The sequence below is a fragment of the Candidatus Paracaedibacter symbiosus genome, from assembly GCF_000757605.1.
Lineage (GTDB): Bacteria > Pseudomonadota > Alphaproteobacteria > Paracaedibacterales > Paracaedibacteraceae > Paracaedibacter_A > Paracaedibacter_A symbiosus.
Genome location: NZ_JQAK01000004.1, coordinates 222,433 through 239,957, shown reverse-complemented (window position 1 = coordinate 239,957; position 17,525 = coordinate 222,433). Strand labels below are relative to the sequence as shown.

Here is a 17,525-nt window from a genome sequence, read left to right as displayed (position 1 = left end):
TTATACCTAGGTATACTAGCTAAGAATGAGGGGGATGGATAGTTAATTTTTTCAATAGACCTCTTCGAAATCGTCGTCTTTTGCCCCCGGAGGCCGTCAAAAAGTTGGTCGAGATCCTCCTATACCCTTACGTACACTCTGATTTCTTCCAATTTTCCTGCCCAGGAACCAAAATTCTTGGTCCTTAAGAAGAAAAGTGTCCACTTTTTAAGGTTTCAAAATTGACCATACTTTGTCTTGTAACTCAGGGAGAACTTCCTTTTCAAACCACTCGTTGGCAGCGCACCAGCCAATATTGCGCCAACTGGGATGAGGCAAAGGAAAATACGTAGGCAAAAATTCCTGCCAGGCTTTGACTGTTTGGGTCAGCGTTTTTTTACGCCTATCACCCAGATAATGTTTTTGTGCATATTGTCCAACCAGAAGGATTAGTTGAATGTTAGGTAGGTAGTTTAATGTTTTTTGATGCCAAAGGGGGGCGCAGACAGAAGCAGGCGGCAAATCTCCTCCTTTAGGATTACGCCCTGGATAACAAAATCCCATGGGCATAATGGCAATCTCTTCCGGATTATAAAATTGCTGTCGATCCATCTTGAGCCACTCTCGCAAGCGGTCGCCGCTTGGATCGTTAAATGTCGTGCTTGTTTCATGTGCTCTTGTCCCTGGTGCCTGGCTAATAATAAGGATCTGCGCGCGAGGAGACAGCTGGACAATTGGATTGGGCCCTAACGGGAGGGTGGCAATACAATTCTGGCACGATCGAAGCGCTTTTAAATGGGCTTCAAAAGAGGAATCTTCAATGACTAAATTACATTTTTTCATTTTTAATCGTTTAAAGACCATAATAGTCTCTTCTTACAATGATTGGACTGAGGCTCACAGAACTTAAATCATGACAGAATTAAATATTAAACGGATTTACCAACCCGTTGAGAATAAAGATGGTATCAGGATCTTAGTCGATGGTCTTTGGCCTCGAGGCATCAAAAAGGAAGATGCCAAAATAGATCTCTGGCTTAAAGAAATAGCACCAAGTGCGTCATTACGCAAATGGTTTAATCATGTCCCCACAAAATGGGACGAGTTTTGTAAGCGTTATCATGAGGAACTCACTGCTAAGCAAACTTTATTACACCCAATCATTGAGCTCCTAAAGACCAAAAATGTAACGCTTCTTTATAGCGCTAAAGGAGACAAGATCAATAATGCCAACGCTCTTAAAGAGTATATACTGAGCACCTTCCCCCTTTAGGGTTCTTGTCTTTGCAACGCTTCCTATAGATAGGTGCTTCTCATCCTTGTCAGTTCAGTAAAAAACATCGACACACATCTGCTCGGCCTAATTTCCTTATCCTAAAAGGCGAACAGTATATTAATCCTGAGCTGCTTGATCTAATAAATTATCAAAAGCAGCTCTATCGTCGGAAGCTGGCTCATCAAAGACCGAGGAGCCAGGGGGCGCATAAGCGACATCGGGCACCGATTTTCCTTTACCAGCAACAATTGATTCTGCTAGTGGTTCGCCTTGTTCATCATAAGGGGCGAAGCTATCAGTTGAATCCCCTGCAGGTAATAAAGAGCCCGCTGGCGGATTGTCACACGTAATGGGGGACATGAAGGCACTAAAGGTCTGGGCGGGTATGCGACCGCCCGTTGAATTTTTGATCATCGGAGCATTGTTGTCGTTCCCTGTCCAAATACCGGCGACAAGCTCCTGCGTGAAGCCAATAAACCAGGCATCTTTATCCGCATTACTTCCTGTTTTGCCAGCAACTTGAATGGGGAGTGCTCCCTCGGTCTTACCAGGACTTCCACATTTAAGGCGCGCAGCACGGCCTGTTCCATGATTTATCACGTTCATCAACATATCATTCATTTGTCGGACATGTTTTGGATCAATTACTTGATCTTCAGTAACGTTTTCGCGCTGATAAAGAATATCACCATCTCTATTACGAATTTCAGAAATTCCGTAAGCCCACACGCTTTTTCCTTGGTTGGCAAAGGTAGCATAAGCGGAGACAAGCTCCAACAAGGTTACCTCAGTTGTCCCCAAACTAATACTCATATCAGGGATCATATCGCTGGTAATCCCGAGACGCTGCGCCACTCCACCAATTTTCTTAGCGCCTACTTCTAAGGCAATGCGGACAGTAACTGTGTTGACGGACTTGGTGAGAGCTTGTCGCATCGTAATCTCACCAATAGATTGATATTTCCGGAAGTTCTTCGGTGCCCACTTGCCAATAGACACTGGGTCATCAGAAAAAATGGTATCAGGGCTCATGCCTGCCTCAAGTCCGGCCAAATAAACAAAAGGTTTAAAAGCAGAACCTGGTTGACGTAAAGCTTGGGTGACGCGGTTATATTGGCTCTTATTATAGTTCATTCCCCCAATCATTGCTTTAACAGCACCCTGAGGTGTCATGGCAACCAGCGAGATTTCTGTGGTCTTATACTCTTTCGCCAGCTTTTCCATGGTTTCTTTTGTGGCATCTTCAGCATGCTTTTGAATACGAGGATCAAAGGTTGTGAGAACAATAAGATCCTGGTCATAGGCGCCAATAAGTCCTGGAATATTTTCGTAAACCCAATCGGCAAAGAATCGGCTGCCTTGCAGGTTAATTTGATCTTGCTGCATCTGATCTTGCTGATGCAAATACTCACCAACTGACTTAATATAACCCGCGTCTGCCATTTGATGGAGTACAATGGTGGCTCGTTCTCGGGCTTTTTTCGGACTATTGGTTGGTGAATAGCGAGAGGGTGCTTTAAGAAGGCCAGCAATAACAGCTGCTTCATAAACAGTCAGCTGGCGAGCAGATTTATTAAAATATTTGCGGGAAGCTGCTTCAATCCCATAGGTACCTGCGCCAAAATAGACGCGGTTGAGGTATATGGTGAAGATTTGTTCTTTGGTAAATTTCCATTCCAACCACAACGCCATAATCGCTTCTTGGACTTTACGGCGGAGTGACCGATCTTGAATGTCATACATTCCTTGCGTAAAAAGGAAATTTTTGGCGAGCTGTTGCGTTAAAGTCGACCCACCTTGAACAACCCGATTGGCTTTATAGTTTGTGTAGGCTGCGCGAACAAGACCAATAAGGTCGACACCAAAGTGGCTGTAAAACCGACGGTCTTCAATCGCCATGAAAGCTTGTGGTACATAAGGGGGAAGTTCGCTAATTTTGACCATATCTTCGTAAAGATCACCATAGGTGCCGATGATAGTGCCGTCTTGCGCCTGGACGGTAACTCCTGGTTTGCGAACGCTTGCCTGGAGATGATTCACATCAGGAAGGTCGTAGCTGAACCATAGAATTCCAATCATGCCAAGGCATCCAAGCCAAATAAATAGAGTCGCAAAGGTTTTAAAAATGACCCATTTAATGGAGAATTTATCACCACCTTTTTTACGGGGAGATTTAGGCCGCTTAGACGGCGTTTGGGAAGAGTGTGTTTTTTTCTTCGAAAAAAGAGAACTAAGGACTTTTATGACGCCTACAAAATTGAATTTGGGCAACGAAAAACCACGCGACTTTTTTTTACGCGATGAAAAAGCTGGACGATCGGTGACGTAAAGTTTTGGGGGTTTTTTTTGCACTGTATACTCAATATCGAACTGGAAGACGAACCTTGAAAGTGTAATACTTAATTTTTTATAGTTCAACGATGATAGGGGAGAAATTCCCTTATGCTGAACTCAGCTTAGTCTATGTATAATCATTTTTTTTTAAGAAACAACCTCTTTTTAATTAATCAGTTTTATCCTTTCTCCAAAAAAGGGGGAAGTAAAAATTAGATTGCTTAAAAAATTAAAATCGTTAAATTCAAGCAAAAACATAACTCATTTTTACTCATGCATGCCAACAGTTCTTCCTCTCTTCCACCGCGCGATCGTTTAGGCGATTATCTTATCCGAAAAGGGGTAGTCAGTGAGAGTGAGTTAGAGGTAGCCCTGTGCGAACAAAAACGTTATCACCGCTTGTTGGGTGATATTCTCTTGGAGTTAGGTTTTTTAAAAGTAGAAGAGTTCTATCCATTACTGGCAGAATTTTTAAACTACCCCTACGTTGATTTGAGCAAGGGTCAGGTGGCCGCAGAGTGTTTGAAGATATTGCCTTTAGAGAGAGGCATGAAGCTGAATGCTCTGGTGTTTAGAACTGAAGGGGATCGACTCCATATCGCTTTAGCCGACCCTGAAAATATTTTTATTAAAGATCAGCTACATCGCTTATTAAGTGACAAGTGGGATCTTGTTTTTTACCTTGCTACTTTGCGAGAAATTTTTGCTCAATATCAAGGGCAAGTCTCCCTACAGCCGAAAACACTAGAGACAGCAGTTGAGCCGCTTCTTTATACAATTTTGAGTGAAGCAGTTCAAAAAAATGCCTCAGATATCCACTTTGTGCCGGAGCCAAAATTAGTCCAGCTCTATTATCGCGTTGACGGTATCTTACAAAAGCAGCAGATATTACATGCCGATGTTTGGCAACGATTAGCTGTGTACTTAAAACTTGTGGGCAAGCTTGATATTTCTGAGACTCGGAAATCACAAGATGGCCGCTTTGATTTTATGATTGGCGGGGAACCTCTCGATTGTCGTTTATCGGTGGTGCCAACCATCCATGACGAGAGTGTGGTGATTCGTGTTTTACGTAAAACAAAAGGAATGCTGCAGCTCCAACAACTTGGATTTCCTAAATATCAATCAGAACGACTACAGCACCTTGTTCAACAGCCCCAAGGATTGTTTTTAATTGCTGGGCCTACAGGATCGGGGAAAACCACCACACTTTATGCATTATTAAACGAAATTGAATGGACCAGTCGCAATGTAGTCACTGTGGAAGATCCGGTGGAATATGTTATCCCTGGTATTCGTCAAAGTGAAATCCAACCCGGTGGAATGCAGATAGCAGAAGTTTTACGGGCTTTATTGAGGCATGATCCTGATGTCCTTTATATTTCAGAAATTCGCGATAGCCAAACAGCGCATTTAGCAGTTCAGGCCTCCCTTACAGGGCATTTAGTGCTGGCAACTTTACATGCGAATGATGTGTCTTCTATTCCTTTGAGATTAAAGGAGTTGGGCGTAGATCCACTCAGTTTATCAAGTACCTTATTGGGTATGATGAGCCAACGGTTGGTGCGGCAATTATGTGGGAGTTGTCGTGGGAAAGGTTGCCTAACATGTACAAATAGTGGATATAGGGGGCGGCGGGTGATAGCAGAGATTCAACTGGTGGATGCTGCTTTACGTCAATTTCTTGCCACGACAGCTGATCGCCATCTTCTGCAACAATGGGGGCAGCAGACAGGTCATGTGACTTTACTGCTGCAGGCACAAGCATTGATTGACGCAAAGATAACCAACGAGGCAGAATTACGGCGTGTTCTGGGAGATATCGATGTGGCCTCACTCTAAACCCAAATTACCAGAAATGATCCTATTCTGGAGCTATTTGAAGCATTTTTTAAGTGCAGGTTTACCCCTTGTATTGGCTTTTCGCGAGCTTGCCAAAGTGCTTCACAAAAAACCGTGGCCAGAAATATTAGGAACGATTGAGCTTCATCTTTTAAGTGGTCAAAAATTAAGTCATGCTTTGAGTCAAGCCAAGGACATTTTTGGTATTGATGTGGTTGAAATGATTGCGATTGCTGAGAAAAAGGGGGATTACCCACAAGTCATTTCTATGATTACTGAGCACCTAAAATGGCAGTTGCAAACAAGACAAACCATTGCGAGTGCGCTGCGGTATCCATCAATTTTATTGGGGGTGATGGGGCTGTTATTTTATCTGGTGTGTCAGCATATTATTCCTCAGTTGCAGGGCTACCTTGCCTCACTCGGCATTCACGAACTTCCGCTGTCTACAAGACTCCTGCTTAGTTTTGCGACAGTTGTTCCCCATGTGATGGCGGGAGTTTTGGGGCTGGGAATAATCAGTTATCTGACTTTAAAATTGAAGGTGCCAAATCTTGAGAGTTATCGGTTGTTTTTCCAAAAACAGCTCCTCCATCTACCTGGATTTGGGAGGCTCTATGATAAACTGATTATGGTTACTTTTATCCGTGTTTTTACAATTCTTTTAGATTCGGGTGTGGATGTGCTTATCAGTTTGCACCAGGCAATCAAGGTTGTTCCCAATAGGTGGCGTGCGTTTCAATTACAAGAGGGAAAAAATCGCTTAATTCAGGGTGAAAAACTCTCCATTGCGTTAAGGGATGTTTTAAAGCGCCATCCAACCTTGGGAGTCCTTTTTGATCTTGGGGAACAGACGGGAAGATTGCCAATGATTTTGGCTGAATACGTCGAGTTTGAAATGGCTCAATTTAAGATTGAGGTGGACCGTCGTATTCAAAGTATTCAGCCGGTGCTCATTATGATAATGGGGACAATTTTGATTTGGGTTATCGTTTCCATTTTACTGCCGATGTATGCCCAAATTGGGAACATTTGATGAGACAATGGTTTAATAAACTCACGCATGCGGCGGTAATGTGTCTTGAGACAGATCATTGGGTGATGATGCTGACAGATGGAGCACGTCTGGAGGGGAAAAGCCTTGAGATGATTCCTGAGCTTGTCCAGAAACCGCTTCTTCTTGTCATTAACCCCATTCAGTTTTTGCAGACACATCAGTGTTTGCAGCATATCTATCTCACTACCTGGCAGCAGCAAATGGTACGAGGAATATTAGACTCTCCTTGCATTGTTCGCGCGGTCTTTTTCTTGCCCCAATTGGTTGGTTCTGGATCTTCTTCTCTTGAGAGGATCAGCTGTGTGACCTTTGCTGATACAAAATATCTTCACTTGAGGCAAGACGGGCTTACTTTCTGGAATCAGTCAAAAGGGCAAAATCATCAGCAACAATTAAAAGACGTTGCACTATATCTGCGACGTTATGGCTTTGAAATTGATAGTGGTGAAAATAAACAAGAGTTGACCCAGCTAGTCTTAGAGGAATCTGATCTGCGCGAAGAGGTGTATCATAGGCATGGGGTTCTCTTGGAGACCCCAGATTTTCCTTTAATAGAGAGGCTGGCTGCCAAGCAGCGGCAAAGTCGGCGGTATATAGCAACTGTGGGGAGTTTATTGGCGGGGATTGCGACAAGCGTAACGGTGTCTTTGTATTTTTTATGGATGGCCGGCACAATTGTTATCGATTATAACCCATGGACAAGTTTAAATCCTTCCCAGTCTTTGATGGTAGAAGAGCGGGAAAAGTTATTACAATTTAAAGATTTCCTTACTTTCCAATCGAGAAACAAGGCATTTTCAGCAGCAGCTATCCAAAACCTGTTTCACCAATTTCCAGGAAAAATCGTCGCAACAGATATGGTGTGGCAACAGGGAGAATGGACGGTCGCATTTGTTGTAAGTCCTTATTTTCTCGCTGAAATTCCGACCATTCGAGAATGGATTGAAAACCACTTACAGGACAGCAAACTTCGTGAATCAGAATCAACGCCGCATCAATATATTCTTCAGTTTGGGGAGAAACACTCAGGATGAGTATAAAGTGAAAAGTGTGTGGCAGAAATTGATGAAAAAAATCCAGCTAGGTTATAGCCAGATACCATCCTTGCGAGGTTTTGGCCATATCGGGGCAATCTTTTTCTCTCATCGAGAGGAGATCATTCAGCCTTCTTCGAAAGCTCATTATGGTGCTTTGGAAGAAATATTTAAGGGTTTGGCTGTGAAAATAAAACCTACAGATAAAGGGTTGTGGCAGCTCACAAAACTGATGACGTTATCGCTTGCTTTGATGGGGGGAATGGGAATTATTTTTGGGAGTTTGACACTATTTCTTGTTCCCTATTATCAGTCAAAACAAGCATTAAATCAGCAAATTTCTTTAGAAAATGAATTGCAAAAACTTCCCCAACAAGAAACTGAACGCTGGAAACAGTTTCAACTCTTAATACCTAGTTTTCATTTCACCAACATTAAAATGAAGACGGCGTTTTATTCCTTATGTCGAGTGTACGGAGTGACCCTTAAAACTGGTCAAATCCATGATCTGACGACAGAAGAGGGAGTTTCCTTTAAACCTGGAAACCTTACAATTACGGCTATGAGCGATGAACAGATTTTTGCCTTCCTGCAGCATTTATCAAACAAACTCACTGGAGTTCTTGGAATAAAGATGGTAAAATTGCACCGCAGTCGCGATTTAGATGATATGTTGCTGTCACAGATTAAATCTGGTCAAGGAGGACATTTAGTCGAAGCTGTGATAGAGTTTGAATGGTTAATCTTCAACTATCCCGGTCGTGATTGAAACTACAGAATCATCACCATTAGCCTTCGAAAAAAGCGTGAGGATCTCCTCGCGAATACGGACAAGAGATTGCCACCTCACTTTTTCCTCGCAATGACGTCGGAGGAGGTGAAAGGCGATCGGTATAACTCTCTAAAAGGTAATCTTTAAAGCATGACTATAAGAATAATTTTACTATATGCTGTGTTTTGTGTGCAGGCGATGGCCGATTCAATGATGCTGAGTCCGGCAGAATTAGAAGCCATTGGCATGGCAACAGATGAAGCAAAATTAACAACACAAACCTCCCTAAAAGAAACAGGAAATGCCAAGCTTCGCCTAGATGGAATTGTTTTTAGTGGGGAAGAAAGTTGGTGTGTGTGGTTGAATGGCCAACGCTTTTCCTATGGGGAAAACCCCTCCCAATATAAAATAGTTAAGGTTTGTCATGATCGGATTGAAATGATCGCAGCAGACCAGGGAGGGGTGCCCGCAAAAACGATAGTTTTAAGCTTAGGCTCTGCGACACAAAATTGACATAAGTCTATGTTAAGGATAATGAATAATGCCAGAACTTCCCGAAGTTGAAACTGTGTGCCAAGAATTGGCAAAGGTTTTATCGGATCAGCAGATCCAAGAGATTACTCTCAGAAGAGAGAATTTGCGCTATCCTTTTCCTTACTTAATGCCAGAGCGATTGCAAGGCGCCACCATCTTGGGAATTCGGCGGCGTGCTAAATATATTTTAATAGATCTATCAACGGCGGATACATGGTTGATTCACTTAGGTATGTCCGGCAAATTTCATGAAGTAAAAGAGACTCCAGGAAAGCACGATCACTTATTATTGCTAGTGAGTTCTGGATTGATACTTGCCTATAATGATCCGCGCCGGTTTGGGTATATGGCCGTGTTGCCCACCGCTCAAGTGGAGACAAGTCCTTATTGTAAAGAGTTAGGCAAAGAGCCTCTCGATCCAGATCTGACAGTAGCGATGACGCATCAGCTATTTTTAAATTCAAAACGCCCCATTAAAACTGCGCTTTTAGAGCAACAGCGACTGGTAGGGCTGGGAAATATCTATGTTTGTGAAAGTTTATGGGCGGCCGGCATTAGCCCCTTTCGGGAATCAAACTCACTCAGCTTACAAGATTGGCAGCGATTGCTGCCCGAAATTCAGGGTGTATTGCGTCGCGCCATTGCGGTGGGCGGATCAACATTGAAGGATTATAAACAGATTGACGGGAAGCTCGGCTACTTTCAACATCATTTTTCTGTTTACGATTGTGCGGGAGAGGCTTGTCAAACACCTCAATGTGACGGCACAATAAGTCGTGTAGTTCAAAGTGGTCGCTCGACATTTTATTGTTCGAGGTGCCAAAAATAAGGAGATATCCATGTCTGCAGTCTCAAGTTCAAAGGCCGAGCAAGGTATGATAAACGAAGAATTAATTCAGGTTGAATTTCATGATCGAGTAATGTTGTTGCGACTGAGTCGTCCAGCGGCCCTCAATGCGCTGTGTAAAAAACTGATTCAGCAATTAAATGCGGCTCTCGACCAGGCAGAAAATGATTCTCGCATCGGTGCTATTGTGGTGACGGGGAGTGAAAAAGCCTTTGCCGCGGGCGCTGATATCGTTGAAATGCGCCATTTAACCTTTAGTGATGTCACAGATAAAGACTTCATTCATCCTTGGGAACGCCTTGCGCAATGTGAAAAACCAGTCCTTGCTGCTGTTTCAGGTTATGCGTTGGGGGGTGGCTGTGAGCTTGCTATGATGTGTGATATCATTTATGCTGGTGAGTCTGCAAAGTTTGGTCAGCCAGAGATTACTATTGGGACAATGCCTGGTGCTGGTGGAACACAGCGGTTGACCCAGCTTATTGGTAAAACAAAAGCCATGGAAATGTGCCTCACTGGACGGATCATTCAGGCTAAAGAAGCCGAACAAATTGGCCTTGTCTCACGCGTATACCCAGATGCAGACTTGCTTAAAGAAACATTAGCAGCGGCAACAAAGATCGCTCATTTTTCAGCTCCTGTAGTGCGGATGATTAAAGAGGCAATTCGTCATACAACAGAAACCGAACTTGTTGGTGGCATTCGCTTTGAAAGAAGATTATTCCAGTCAACCTTTGCCCTGGAAGATCGCCAAGAGGGCATGGCAGCCTTTGCGGAAAAGCGGCCGGCAACCTTCAAACACCGCTAAAGATTGTTTAGAAATCCTTCCGCCTGTCTCTCTCCAACCAAGTTCAAGGGAGACAGCCAGGCGGGGGAGATATTCTTCAAAACGTCTAGGCTCTGTGTACCTCGTTTCCCACAATTCATTTTGGCCTTATTTGCTTGCAAATTTCCCTAAATTTCTCGAAGTAGATAAACGACGACATCGAAATTTGGCCTCATTTTCAGCTAAAAATGTCTCAAAATTATCTTTGCATGAATTAGGTGCACAGAACCTAGCTCTCTCGCCCTTAATATATCCCTTGGGTCTCTAACCACCTCTCTCCCGTAATTAAATTGCTTATCTTAATATAAGAAACATTGAACAGTATCTATCATTTAAATAAAATTTGTATTAAAAAATATTAAGACATTCAGTATGAAAGATAGACTCCGTGAATATGGCTTTTAAATCTATTATGTTAGCTGGTATTACTTTAGGTTTTACTTCTTCAGTTGCCTCTGCTTCTCTCCACGATAAGGGGGTCTATGTAGGAACAAGCTTTGGTGTCTCCCAACTTTTTGGTAAAAGAACAGATTCTATTAGTAATAACTTGTTCACTCTCACCCTTTTTCCTAATAAGAGAATGAGGGATACAAGTCTTGAGGCCGCTTTATTTGCAGGCTATCGTTATGTACCCTGCCATACAAATTTAGTGTTTTCTCTGGAGGGATCCTTTGCCTATGGTCCTTATGAACAAAGTGTTTTTAGAGATTTAACACCGGGATTTAACGGTAACCAAGTCGCAATTTTTACCAGAGGTATTGGCTATGCGATCACTGCGCGCGCTGGCTATAACGGCATTTCCGGGGTTACCTCCTCCAGCTTGATTTAACTGATTTTGTAAGCGAAGAATTTCTTGTTACAAGACGGCTATTTGTTGAGGACTACCTCCACCCTGTTGAGCTTGTTGAAGGGCGGCTTGTAATTGTTGTTCCCTTGCAAGAGCCGCTTGTACCTGTTGTTGTTGCTGTTGGAGATCGGCTGCATGAACGGCTTGTACTTGTTGGAGAGCCGCCGTGTGATCCACGTCGGTTTGTTGTAGAAGACCACGAAGCTGAGCAGCTTGATTTTCGGCAGCGGCTCTATCTGCCTGGCACTGGTTAAAGTTCTGTAAAACTTGTTGATGGGCAGCTTGCTCTTGGCCTAGTGTTGATTGAGCGGCTTGTAATTGCTGTTGTAAGAGCTGTAATTGGGGAAAAGAATGGGAGAGGCCGCTACTTAGTACTGCGAATGCGGTTATTAACAATCCTTGTTTAAAATACCTCGCCTTAAATATGTTTTCCATGTACTACCTAATAAATAGAATATTTTATTATTAATATAGAAGGAAATGCTTAAAATATGATTATTAAGTGAGGAGGGAAGGGCAAGAAAGAGGAGGCATTACTCTTCTCAGAAAGCTTCCTTAAAATGTATTCTTTAAAACTGGGAATATCTTTTCAAGAGGATATCCCTAAAAGGTTTCCCAATCCTTTAAAACTTGTTTTACTCTTTCTTTCCAACATTTTTGGGGGATTGAATACTGTTCTCGAATTCGATCACAATTTAAAACAGAGGAGAGAGGTCTCAAGATAATTTTAGGAAACTTCTCTCTGTACTCCTTCGTTGCTATAGGACTGATCTTTAGCTTTACAGACCTATATTTAGAAATTTCATCGAGAATAAATACAGCAAACTCATACCATGAAGTCGGGGTTTAACCACATAAATGATAAAGACCCCATCCCTCTGCCAGAGGTTTTTCTAGCTGTTGGCAGACCATTTTAATTGTCGTCTCTGCCACGTCTAACACGTTTGTCGGGCAGCCAATTTGATCATTAATAATGGTTAGTTCTTTTTCCATATGGCTTGATTCCCAAATCCAACGCATGAAGTTTTTTCCTAAAGAGCCATATAGCCAAGAAGTCCTTAAAATAATATGGAGAGGGGCAATGTGTTGAACAATAAGCTCACCTGCATATTTACTGCTCCCATACACGTTCAAGGGGTTTTTAGAATCCTGTTCCCTATAAGGAGATTTTTGCTGCCCGTCAAAAACATAGTCTGTTGAAAAGTGAATCAACGGAATTTGGTTTTTTTTACAAAATGAGGCTAGAGATAATAAAGCAAGACTATTAGTTTGAAATGATTTTTCAGTATCTGCCCCTTCCCCCATACCATAAACGGCTGTATTTACAATGCAATCTGGCTTCAAAGCAGACAACACCTTTTCAATGGCATCCATATCCGTTATATCAAGCTGAGAATGATCTAGCGGGTAAATGAAATAAGATTCTGGCCACCGAAAGCGGCAAAGAGAAGCGCCTAACTGTCCTTTAGCCCCAGTAATAATAATTTTTTTCTTTTGTTTGACGATCATCTGGGGATAAGACTTTTATTATAAAGTTTCTGCTCATTGTAATGAAAATATAATTTTATGCCTAGAGTCTTTTTAGGTTACTTAGTCGTTCTTGAAGTAAAGCGCTAAAGTTGAAACGTCTTTAATTTCCCAATCCACCAATGCAAGAATTTTTGTGGGAATTAAGGGCGAAAGAATCTAAGGTTTTGGGCCATAATAGCCACTCAGGCGATTCTGATTATCAAGAGGGGCAGAGTGACAGACAGTTCGGCCCAGGGTCTCATAGCAATAAAGGGGGGTAGGTTCTTTAGGGCATTTAGGTTGTTTGGCCCATCCCAGCTTGAGGAGGTCTTCAGAATTAGGGCGCAAAAAATCGCAGCCAGCGGTCACACTGCAAAGACTAAAAATAAGGCATTGCCAGAAAATACTTCTCATCTCAATCAGTAAGCCCAAATTTTATATTGTTACCTCTTTAAGTGTTTCTTATTGGAATTAAAAAATAGTAAATTTTTAATAAAATATCAGTTGGGTACAGAAGCGAATTTTACAAAAAATTAGGATTTGTGTGGTATAGTAACTTTATCTGAAAAACTAACATCTTCTAGGCTGTTTTTTGGAGTTTAGTTGGGTTATTGAAGGAGAGGCAAAATGTCGATAATGGATGTCGGTCTTGACAAAAAAGATCGCAAAGTTGTGAGTGATGGGCTGATTCGCATTCTGGCAGATACAACAATTTTGTATTTGAAAACAAGGAATTATCATTGGAATGTTGTGGGGCCCCTCTTTTCACAATTGCATAAGCTATTCGAGGACATATATGGTGATCTTGAAGCAGGAGCTGATGATATTGCTGAGCGAATTCGTGCTTTAGGGTTTTATGCGCCTGCCAGCTTTGCTGAATATGTCTCTGTCAGTGCTATTAAAGAAGAAACTGGTTCACCTGAAGCGCTAGACATGGTAAGAGAATTAACATTGGACCATGAATTACTCATTCGCCGCAGTGTTGAGATAATGGATATTGCTGACTCAGTACGCGATGTGGGCACTTCAGATTTATTGGTTGAACGCATTCGTCTTTTAAGTAAGCATGCATGGATGCTGCGTAGTCATTTAGAATAAGAAAATTAATTAAGTTATGAAATCAAACGTTGTTGAAGCCATTATGGGCGCTATCGTTTTAGCGGTAGCTGGAATTTTTTTGAGTATCGCTTATCGGGCCAGTTCCACTGTTTCAGAAAAGGGGGTTATGCTGCATGCTAAGTTTGATCGTATTGATGGGCTCGTTGTTGGCAACGATGTTAAGATAAGCGGCGTTAAGGTTGGTAAAATTTTTAATATAAAAATTGAACCATCAACCTTTTTGGCTGTTGTTTCGTTTACAGTTTCTTCTAATTTACGTATTCCCACAGATTCTTCAGCTGAGATTGTCAGCGAAAGTTTTATGGGAGGAAAATATATTGCCCTTGTCCCTGGTGGCGCTGAAGAAAGTCTTCAGAATGGGGACGCCGTGATTCACACACAATCGGCTTTAAGTTTTGAGGCATTGATTGGAAAATATTTATTTAGCAGTAGTAATGCTAAAAGTGATCCTAAATAAACGCAAAAACTAAGTTCCCCCCTCCAGCTGTCATCTTAGGGCTCATCAGATTTGCTTATAAATTTTAAAGCTACGAAGACATAAAGGGGAGAGGGAAGGGCTTAGCCTCCCCTTATTTTAACCAAGTTTTTTCTTTAAAATATCGTTGACGATGCCAGGGTTAGCTTTTCCTTGGGTGGCTTTCATTGCCAGACCAACGAAGAAGCCGAAAAGCTGGTGTTTACCAGAACGGTAGTCTGCAACTTTATCTTCGTTTTGAGCAAGAATGGTATCGATGACTTGTTCAATGGCACCCGTATCAGTGATTTGTTTCAATCCTAATTCATCAACCAATTGGCTTGGGGCTTTACCAGTTTCCCAAAGCTTTAAAAACACGTCTTTCGCAATTTTGCCAGAGATCGTGTCGTCTAAAATCAGGTCGACCAATTCTGCTAAATGCGCTGCAGTTAAGGTCATAGTGGTGATTGAACCGCCATCACGGTTAAGAGCAGCAAAGACTTCGCCCATCAGCCAGTTAGCAATTTGTTTGGCCGCTTGGGCTTTGTTTGTAGCTTTGCTTGCCGCAACTGCTGCTTCATAGAAATGTGCAATTTCTTGTTCTCCAACCAAAACAGATGCATCGTATTTTGGGAGGTCAAACTCATCCATCAGACGTTTTTGCTTGGCGTCAGGCAACTCAGGTAAGGTTGCTTTTACAGCCTCAATGCGGGCACTGGTAAGGCGAAGTGGTGGCAAGTCAGGATCTGGAAAATAGCGATAATCATGGGCATCTTCTTTGCTGCGCATGGAACGAGTGATTCCTTTACCCGCATCAAACAGCCGCGTTTCTTGGACGATTTCGCCACCATCTTCCAGAATTTCCATTTGGCGGCCAATTTCATAATCTAATGCTTGACCAAGGAAACGGATGGAATTCACGTTCTTAATTTCAGCACGAGTACCAAGGGGGGCGCCTGGACGACGAAGCGAAATATTGGCGTCAACGCGCATGCTGCCTTGCTCCATGTTGCCATCACAAGTGCCAAGATAACGCAAGATTGTCCGCAGTTTTTTCACATAAGCCATCGCTTCCATGGTGGTGCGCATCTCCGGATTAGACACAATTTCCATGAGGGCAATGCCACAACGGTTGAGGTCAATGTAGGTTTTGCTAGGATGAAGGTCGTGGGTGCTTTTGCCAGCATCCATTTCGAGGTGGAGGCGGGTGACCCCAATGCGCTTTGTCTCGCCATTATCCAAATCGACATCCAGGTAACCACCACTGACAATTGGTTTGGTGAACTGGGAGATTTGATAGCCACACGGAAGATCGGCATAAAAATAGTTCTTGCGATCAAAAACAGAAAGTTGGTTGACGGTGGCATTAATTCCCAGACCGGTTTTAATTGCTTGGTCAACGCATACCTTATTCAAAATAGGGAGCATGCCTGGCATGGCACTGCCAAAAAAACCAATTTGAGTATTAGGTTCAGCGCCAAATTCAGTGGAGCAACCATCAAATAATTTAGTTTTGGAGCTCACTTGCGCATGAACTTCTAACCCAATTACTACTTCCCAAAGACCTGTACGACCTTCAATGTAATTTGTTGTGTCAGACATGTTAGGCGACCTTTCTTAGATCATTGACTTGAGACGCAAAATCAGCACATTCTTCCAACGCTAAACTGGCGTTCAACAGGCGTTGTTCAGACATCGCGGGTCCAATCAGCTGGAGGCCAAGTGGGAGTCCTTTTTCATCCAAACCAGCAGGAATGGAAATGCCTGGAAGATTCGCTAAGTTCACGGTAACAGTGAAGATGTCATTTAAGTACATGGTGACCGGATCTGTTGGCTTTTCATCAATCGCAAAAGCTGAGCTTGGCGTCGTAGGAGTCAGCAACAAATCAACGCCGGTAAAGACCCGCGCAAAGTCATTGGCAATCAAAGTTCTGAGGCGTTGTGCTTTCAGGTAATAGGCGTCATAATAACCTGCCGATAATACATAAGTCCCAATCATGATCCGGCGTTGGACTTCAGAACCAAAACCAGCAGAGCGGGTATTCTCATAAAGCTCGTCCAAGGTGCTGCTATCAACGCGCAACCCATAACGAACACCATCATAACGAGCAAGGTTAGAAGACGCCTCAGCTGGAGCAATAATGTAATAGGTCGGCAATGCATGAGGTGTGGTTGGCAGACTTACTTCATGAACCGTCGCACCACGGCTCTTCACCCATTCAATTCCTCGTTCCACGATTTTTGCTGTCGTGGCGGGGAGATTTTCGAGGTACTCTTTTGGAATGCCAATCTTTAACCCTTTAATGTCATTGGTGAGATTGCCCAAAAAGTCATGTTTTGGTTGGTCAATTGAGGTGGCATCCCACGGATCATAACTTGCCATTGTTTGGAGCATTAAAGCGGCATCGCGCACCGTGTGAGTGAGAGGGCCTGCTTGATCAAGAGAAGATGCAAACGCCACCATGCCGCGGCGAGAGCAAAGACCGTACGTCGGTTTAATCCCAACTAAACCGCAATAGGCCGCTGGCTGACGGATGGATCCACCCGTGTCAGAGGCAGTTGCCGCAAGACAAAGCTTTCCGGCTACAGCAGCAGACGAGCCACCGGAAGAACCGCCTGGGACAATGTCTTTTTCTGGACGATCTTTTTCGCGCCATGGATTGATGCTGCCGCCAAAATAACTGGTCAAACCGGAAGACCCCATGGCGAACTCGTCCATGTTGGTTTTGCCGAGCATTACCGCCCCCGCATCAAACAGATTTTGGGAGACGGTGGATTCATATTGCGGCACGAAATTTTCTAAAATTTTGGAGCCAGCCGTGGTGCGGACACCTTTAGTGCAGAATAAGTCTTTAATGGCCAGTGGCAGACCTTCTAGGGGTCGGGCTCCGCCTTGTTGGAGGCGGATATCAGATTGTTTAGCTTGGTCGATGGCTAGATCTGGCGTCTGTGTGATATAGGCATTGAGATGTTTGTTTTTAGCCATGTTGTCGAGGAACGCTTGGGTTAACTCAGTGGCGGAAAACTCTTTCTTTTGTAAGCCATCACGAGCTTCTACCAAAGTTAAATCAGTTAAGGTTGTTTTTGTCATTGGCGTT

18 protein-coding genes and 1 pseudogene are annotated in these 17,525 nt (G+C 43.1%); 12 read left to right on the top strand and 7 right to left on the bottom strand.

The window, feature by feature from the left end; genetic code table 11:
• Nucleotides 1-207: 207 nt before the first annotated feature.
• Nucleotides 208-822, bottom strand: a complete 615-nt coding sequence (locus IG80_RS0109610) for a uracil-DNA glycosylase family protein (protein ID WP_032113915.1) — start codon at nucleotides 820-822, stop codon at nucleotides 208-210.
• A 70-nt stretch (nucleotides 823-892) separates the two neighbouring features.
• Between IG80_RS0109610 and IG80_RS0109605 the strand changes: the two genes are divergently transcribed.
• Nucleotides 893-1,252: a DUF488 domain-containing protein gene (locus tag IG80_RS0109605; RefSeq protein ID WP_032113819.1), complete on the top strand. Its 360-nt coding sequence runs from the start codon at nucleotides 893-895 to the stop codon at nucleotides 1,250-1,252.
• Between the two features lie 120 nt (nucleotides 1,253-1,372).
• On the opposite strand, the gene IG80_RS0109600 is transcribed toward IG80_RS0109605, so the two are convergent.
• Entirely contained in the window at nucleotides 1,373-3,334 is a 1,962-nt protein-coding gene (locus tag IG80_RS0109600) for a transglycosylase domain-containing protein (RefSeq protein ID WP_156962161.1), read from the bottom strand.
• A 46-nt stretch (nucleotides 3,335-3,380) separates the two neighbouring features.
• Here IG80_RS0109600 and IG80_RS15225 point away from each other — a divergent pair, with 46 nt between their 5' ends.
• The 9 genes from IG80_RS15225 (at nucleotide 3,381) to IG80_RS0109560 (ending at nucleotide 11,327) form a co-directional block, all read left to right on the top strand.
• On the top strand, nucleotides 3,381-3,584 hold the full coding sequence (locus IG80_RS15225; RefSeq protein WP_156962160.1) for a hypothetical protein: 204 nt from the start codon (nucleotides 3,381-3,383) through the stop codon (nucleotides 3,582-3,584).
• A 278-nt stretch (nucleotides 3,585-3,862) separates the two neighbouring features.
• Complete coding sequence (locus IG80_RS0109595; protein ID WP_032113818.1) at nucleotides 3,863-5,431, top strand: GspE/PulE family protein; 1,569 nt, start codon at nucleotides 3,863-3,865, stop codon at nucleotides 5,429-5,431.
• Entirely contained in the window at nucleotides 5,415-6,467 is a 1,053-nt protein-coding gene (locus tag IG80_RS0109590) for a type II secretion system F family protein (protein ID WP_032113817.1), read from the top strand. The genes IG80_RS0109595 and IG80_RS0109590 overlap by 17 nt, the downstream gene beginning before the upstream one ends.
• The gene (locus IG80_RS0109585) at nucleotides 6,467-7,522 is read left to right on the top strand and encodes a hypothetical protein (protein WP_032113816.1); all 1,056 of its coding nucleotides are present in this window, start codon (nucleotides 6,467-6,469) and stop codon (nucleotides 7,520-7,522) included. The genes IG80_RS0109590 and IG80_RS0109585 overlap by 1 nt, the downstream gene beginning before the upstream one ends.
• Nucleotides 7,523-7,553: 31 nt before the next feature.
• Nucleotides 7,554-8,291: a hypothetical protein gene (locus tag IG80_RS0109580; protein WP_032113815.1), complete on the top strand. Its 738-nt coding sequence runs from the start codon at nucleotides 7,554-7,556 to the stop codon at nucleotides 8,289-8,291.
• A 153-nt stretch (nucleotides 8,292-8,444) separates the two neighbouring features.
• Nucleotides 8,445-8,807, top strand: coding sequence for a hypothetical protein (locus tag IG80_RS0109575; protein ID WP_156962158.1), 363 nt, complete (start codon nucleotides 8,445-8,447; stop codon nucleotides 8,805-8,807).
• A 28-nt stretch (nucleotides 8,808-8,835) separates the two neighbouring features.
• Nucleotides 8,836-9,657, top strand: a complete 822-nt coding sequence (gene mutM, locus IG80_RS0109570) for a bifunctional DNA-formamidopyrimidine glycosylase/DNA-(apurinic or apyrimidinic site) lyase (RefSeq protein WP_032113813.1) — start codon at nucleotides 8,836-8,838, stop codon at nucleotides 9,655-9,657.
• Nucleotides 9,658-9,667: 10 nt separating this feature from the next.
• Nucleotides 9,668-10,480, top strand: coding sequence for an enoyl-CoA hydratase-related protein (locus IG80_RS0109565; protein ID WP_156962157.1), 813 nt, complete (start codon nucleotides 9,668-9,670; stop codon nucleotides 10,478-10,480).
• A 412-nt stretch (nucleotides 10,481-10,892) separates the two neighbouring features.
• Nucleotides 10,893-11,327: a hypothetical protein gene (locus tag IG80_RS0109560; RefSeq protein ID WP_032113812.1), complete on the top strand. Its 435-nt coding sequence runs from the start codon at nucleotides 10,893-10,895 to the stop codon at nucleotides 11,325-11,327.
• 27 nt (nucleotides 11,328-11,354) lie between these two features.
• On the opposite strand, the gene IG80_RS0109555 is transcribed toward IG80_RS0109560, so the two are convergent.
• From IG80_RS0109555 to IG80_RS0109545, 3 genes and pseudogenes are all read right to left on the bottom strand, one after another.
• Nucleotides 11,355-11,780, bottom strand: coding sequence for a hypothetical protein (locus IG80_RS0109555; RefSeq protein WP_032113811.1), 426 nt, complete (start codon nucleotides 11,778-11,780; stop codon nucleotides 11,355-11,357).
• Between the two features lie 168 nt (nucleotides 11,781-11,948).
• Nucleotides 11,949-12,854 (bottom strand): annotated as a pseudogene (gene rfbD, locus IG80_RS0109550) (dTDP-4-dehydrorhamnose reductase).
• A gap of 177 nt (nucleotides 12,855-13,031) precedes the next feature.
• Complete coding sequence (locus IG80_RS0109545; protein WP_156962155.1) at nucleotides 13,032-13,268, bottom strand: hypothetical protein; 237 nt, start codon at nucleotides 13,266-13,268, stop codon at nucleotides 13,032-13,034.
• A gap of 213 nt (nucleotides 13,269-13,481) precedes the next feature.
• Here IG80_RS0109545 and IG80_RS0109540 point away from each other — a divergent pair, with 213 nt between their 5' ends.
• Both IG80_RS0109540 and mlaD read left to right on the top strand, forming a co-directional pair.
• Nucleotides 13,482-13,952, top strand: coding sequence for a Dps family protein (locus IG80_RS0109540; RefSeq protein ID WP_032113808.1), 471 nt, complete (start codon nucleotides 13,482-13,484; stop codon nucleotides 13,950-13,952).
• Nucleotides 13,953-13,968: 16 nt separating this feature from the next.
• Entirely contained in the window at nucleotides 13,969-14,430 is a 462-nt protein-coding gene (gene mlaD / locus IG80_RS0109535) for an outer membrane lipid asymmetry maintenance protein MlaD (RefSeq protein WP_032113807.1), read from the top strand.
• A 117-nt stretch (nucleotides 14,431-14,547) separates the two neighbouring features.
• Here mlaD and gatB read toward each other — a convergent pair whose 3' ends face one another.
• Entirely contained in the window at nucleotides 14,548-16,029 is a 1,482-nt protein-coding gene (gene gatB / locus IG80_RS0109530) for an Asp-tRNA(Asn)/Glu-tRNA(Gln) amidotransferase subunit GatB (protein WP_032113806.1), read from the bottom strand.
• Nucleotide 16,030: 1 nt separating this feature from the next.
• Nucleotides 16,031-17,518 (bottom strand): Asp-tRNA(Asn)/Glu-tRNA(Gln) amidotransferase subunit GatA, encoded by a 1,488-nt coding sequence (gene gatA / locus IG80_RS0109525; RefSeq protein ID WP_032113805.1) that lies wholly within the window; start codon nucleotides 17,516-17,518, stop codon nucleotides 16,031-16,033.
• Between the last annotated feature and the right edge of the window lie 7 nt (nucleotides 17,519-17,525).

Bases quoted from the DNA above. Each gene is read 5' to 3' on its own strand.
- IG80_RS0109610 (WP_032113915.1), bottom strand. From the start codon at position 822: ATGAAAAAATGTAATTTAGTCATTGAAGATTCCTCTTTTGAAGCCCAT.
- IG80_RS0109605 (WP_032113819.1), top strand. From the start codon at position 893: ATGACAGAATTAAATATTAAACGGATTTACCAACCCGTTGAGAATAAA.
- IG80_RS0109600 (WP_156962161.1), bottom strand. From the start codon at position 3,334: ATGATTGGAATTCTATGGTTCAGCTACGACCTTCCTGATGTGAATCAT.
- IG80_RS15225 (WP_156962160.1), top strand. From the start codon at position 3,381: ATGACCCATTTAATGGAGAATTTATCACCACCTTTTTTACGGGGAGAT.
- IG80_RS0109595 (WP_032113818.1), top strand. From the start codon at position 3,863: ATGCATGCCAACAGTTCTTCCTCTCTTCCACCGCGCGATCGTTTAGGC.
- IG80_RS0109590 (WP_032113817.1), top strand. From the start codon at position 5,415: ATGTGGCCTCACTCTAAACCCAAATTACCAGAAATGATCCTATTCTGG.
- IG80_RS0109585 (WP_032113816.1), top strand. From the start codon at position 6,467: ATGAGACAATGGTTTAATAAACTCACGCATGCGGCGGTAATGTGTCTT.
- IG80_RS0109580 (WP_032113815.1), top strand. From the start codon at position 7,554: ATGAAAAAAATCCAGCTAGGTTATAGCCAGATACCATCCTTGCGAGGT.
- IG80_RS0109575 (WP_156962158.1), top strand. From the start codon at position 8,445: ATGACTATAAGAATAATTTTACTATATGCTGTGTTTTGTGTGCAGGCG.
- mutM (WP_032113813.1), top strand. From the start codon at position 8,836: ATGCCAGAACTTCCCGAAGTTGAAACTGTGTGCCAAGAATTGGCAAAG.
- IG80_RS0109565 (WP_156962157.1), top strand. From the start codon at position 9,668: ATGTCTGCAGTCTCAAGTTCAAAGGCCGAGCAAGGTATGATAAACGAA.
- IG80_RS0109560 (WP_032113812.1), top strand. From the start codon at position 10,893: ATGGCTTTTAAATCTATTATGTTAGCTGGTATTACTTTAGGTTTTACT.
- IG80_RS0109555 (WP_032113811.1), bottom strand. From the start codon at position 11,780: ATGGAAAACATATTTAAGGCGAGGTATTTTAAACAAGGATTGTTAATA.
- IG80_RS0109545 (WP_156962155.1), bottom strand. From the start codon at position 13,268: ATGAGAAGTATTTTCTGGCAATGCCTTATTTTTAGTCTTTGCAGTGTG.
- IG80_RS0109540 (WP_032113808.1), top strand. From the start codon at position 13,482: ATGTCGATAATGGATGTCGGTCTTGACAAAAAAGATCGCAAAGTTGTG.
- mlaD (WP_032113807.1), top strand. From the start codon at position 13,969: ATGAAATCAAACGTTGTTGAAGCCATTATGGGCGCTATCGTTTTAGCG.
- gatB (WP_032113806.1), bottom strand. From the start codon at position 16,029: ATGTCTGACACAACAAATTACATTGAAGGTCGTACAGGTCTTTGGGAA.
- gatA (WP_032113805.1), bottom strand. From the start codon at position 17,518: ATGACAAAAACAACCTTAACTGATTTAACTTTGGTAGAAGCTCGTGAT.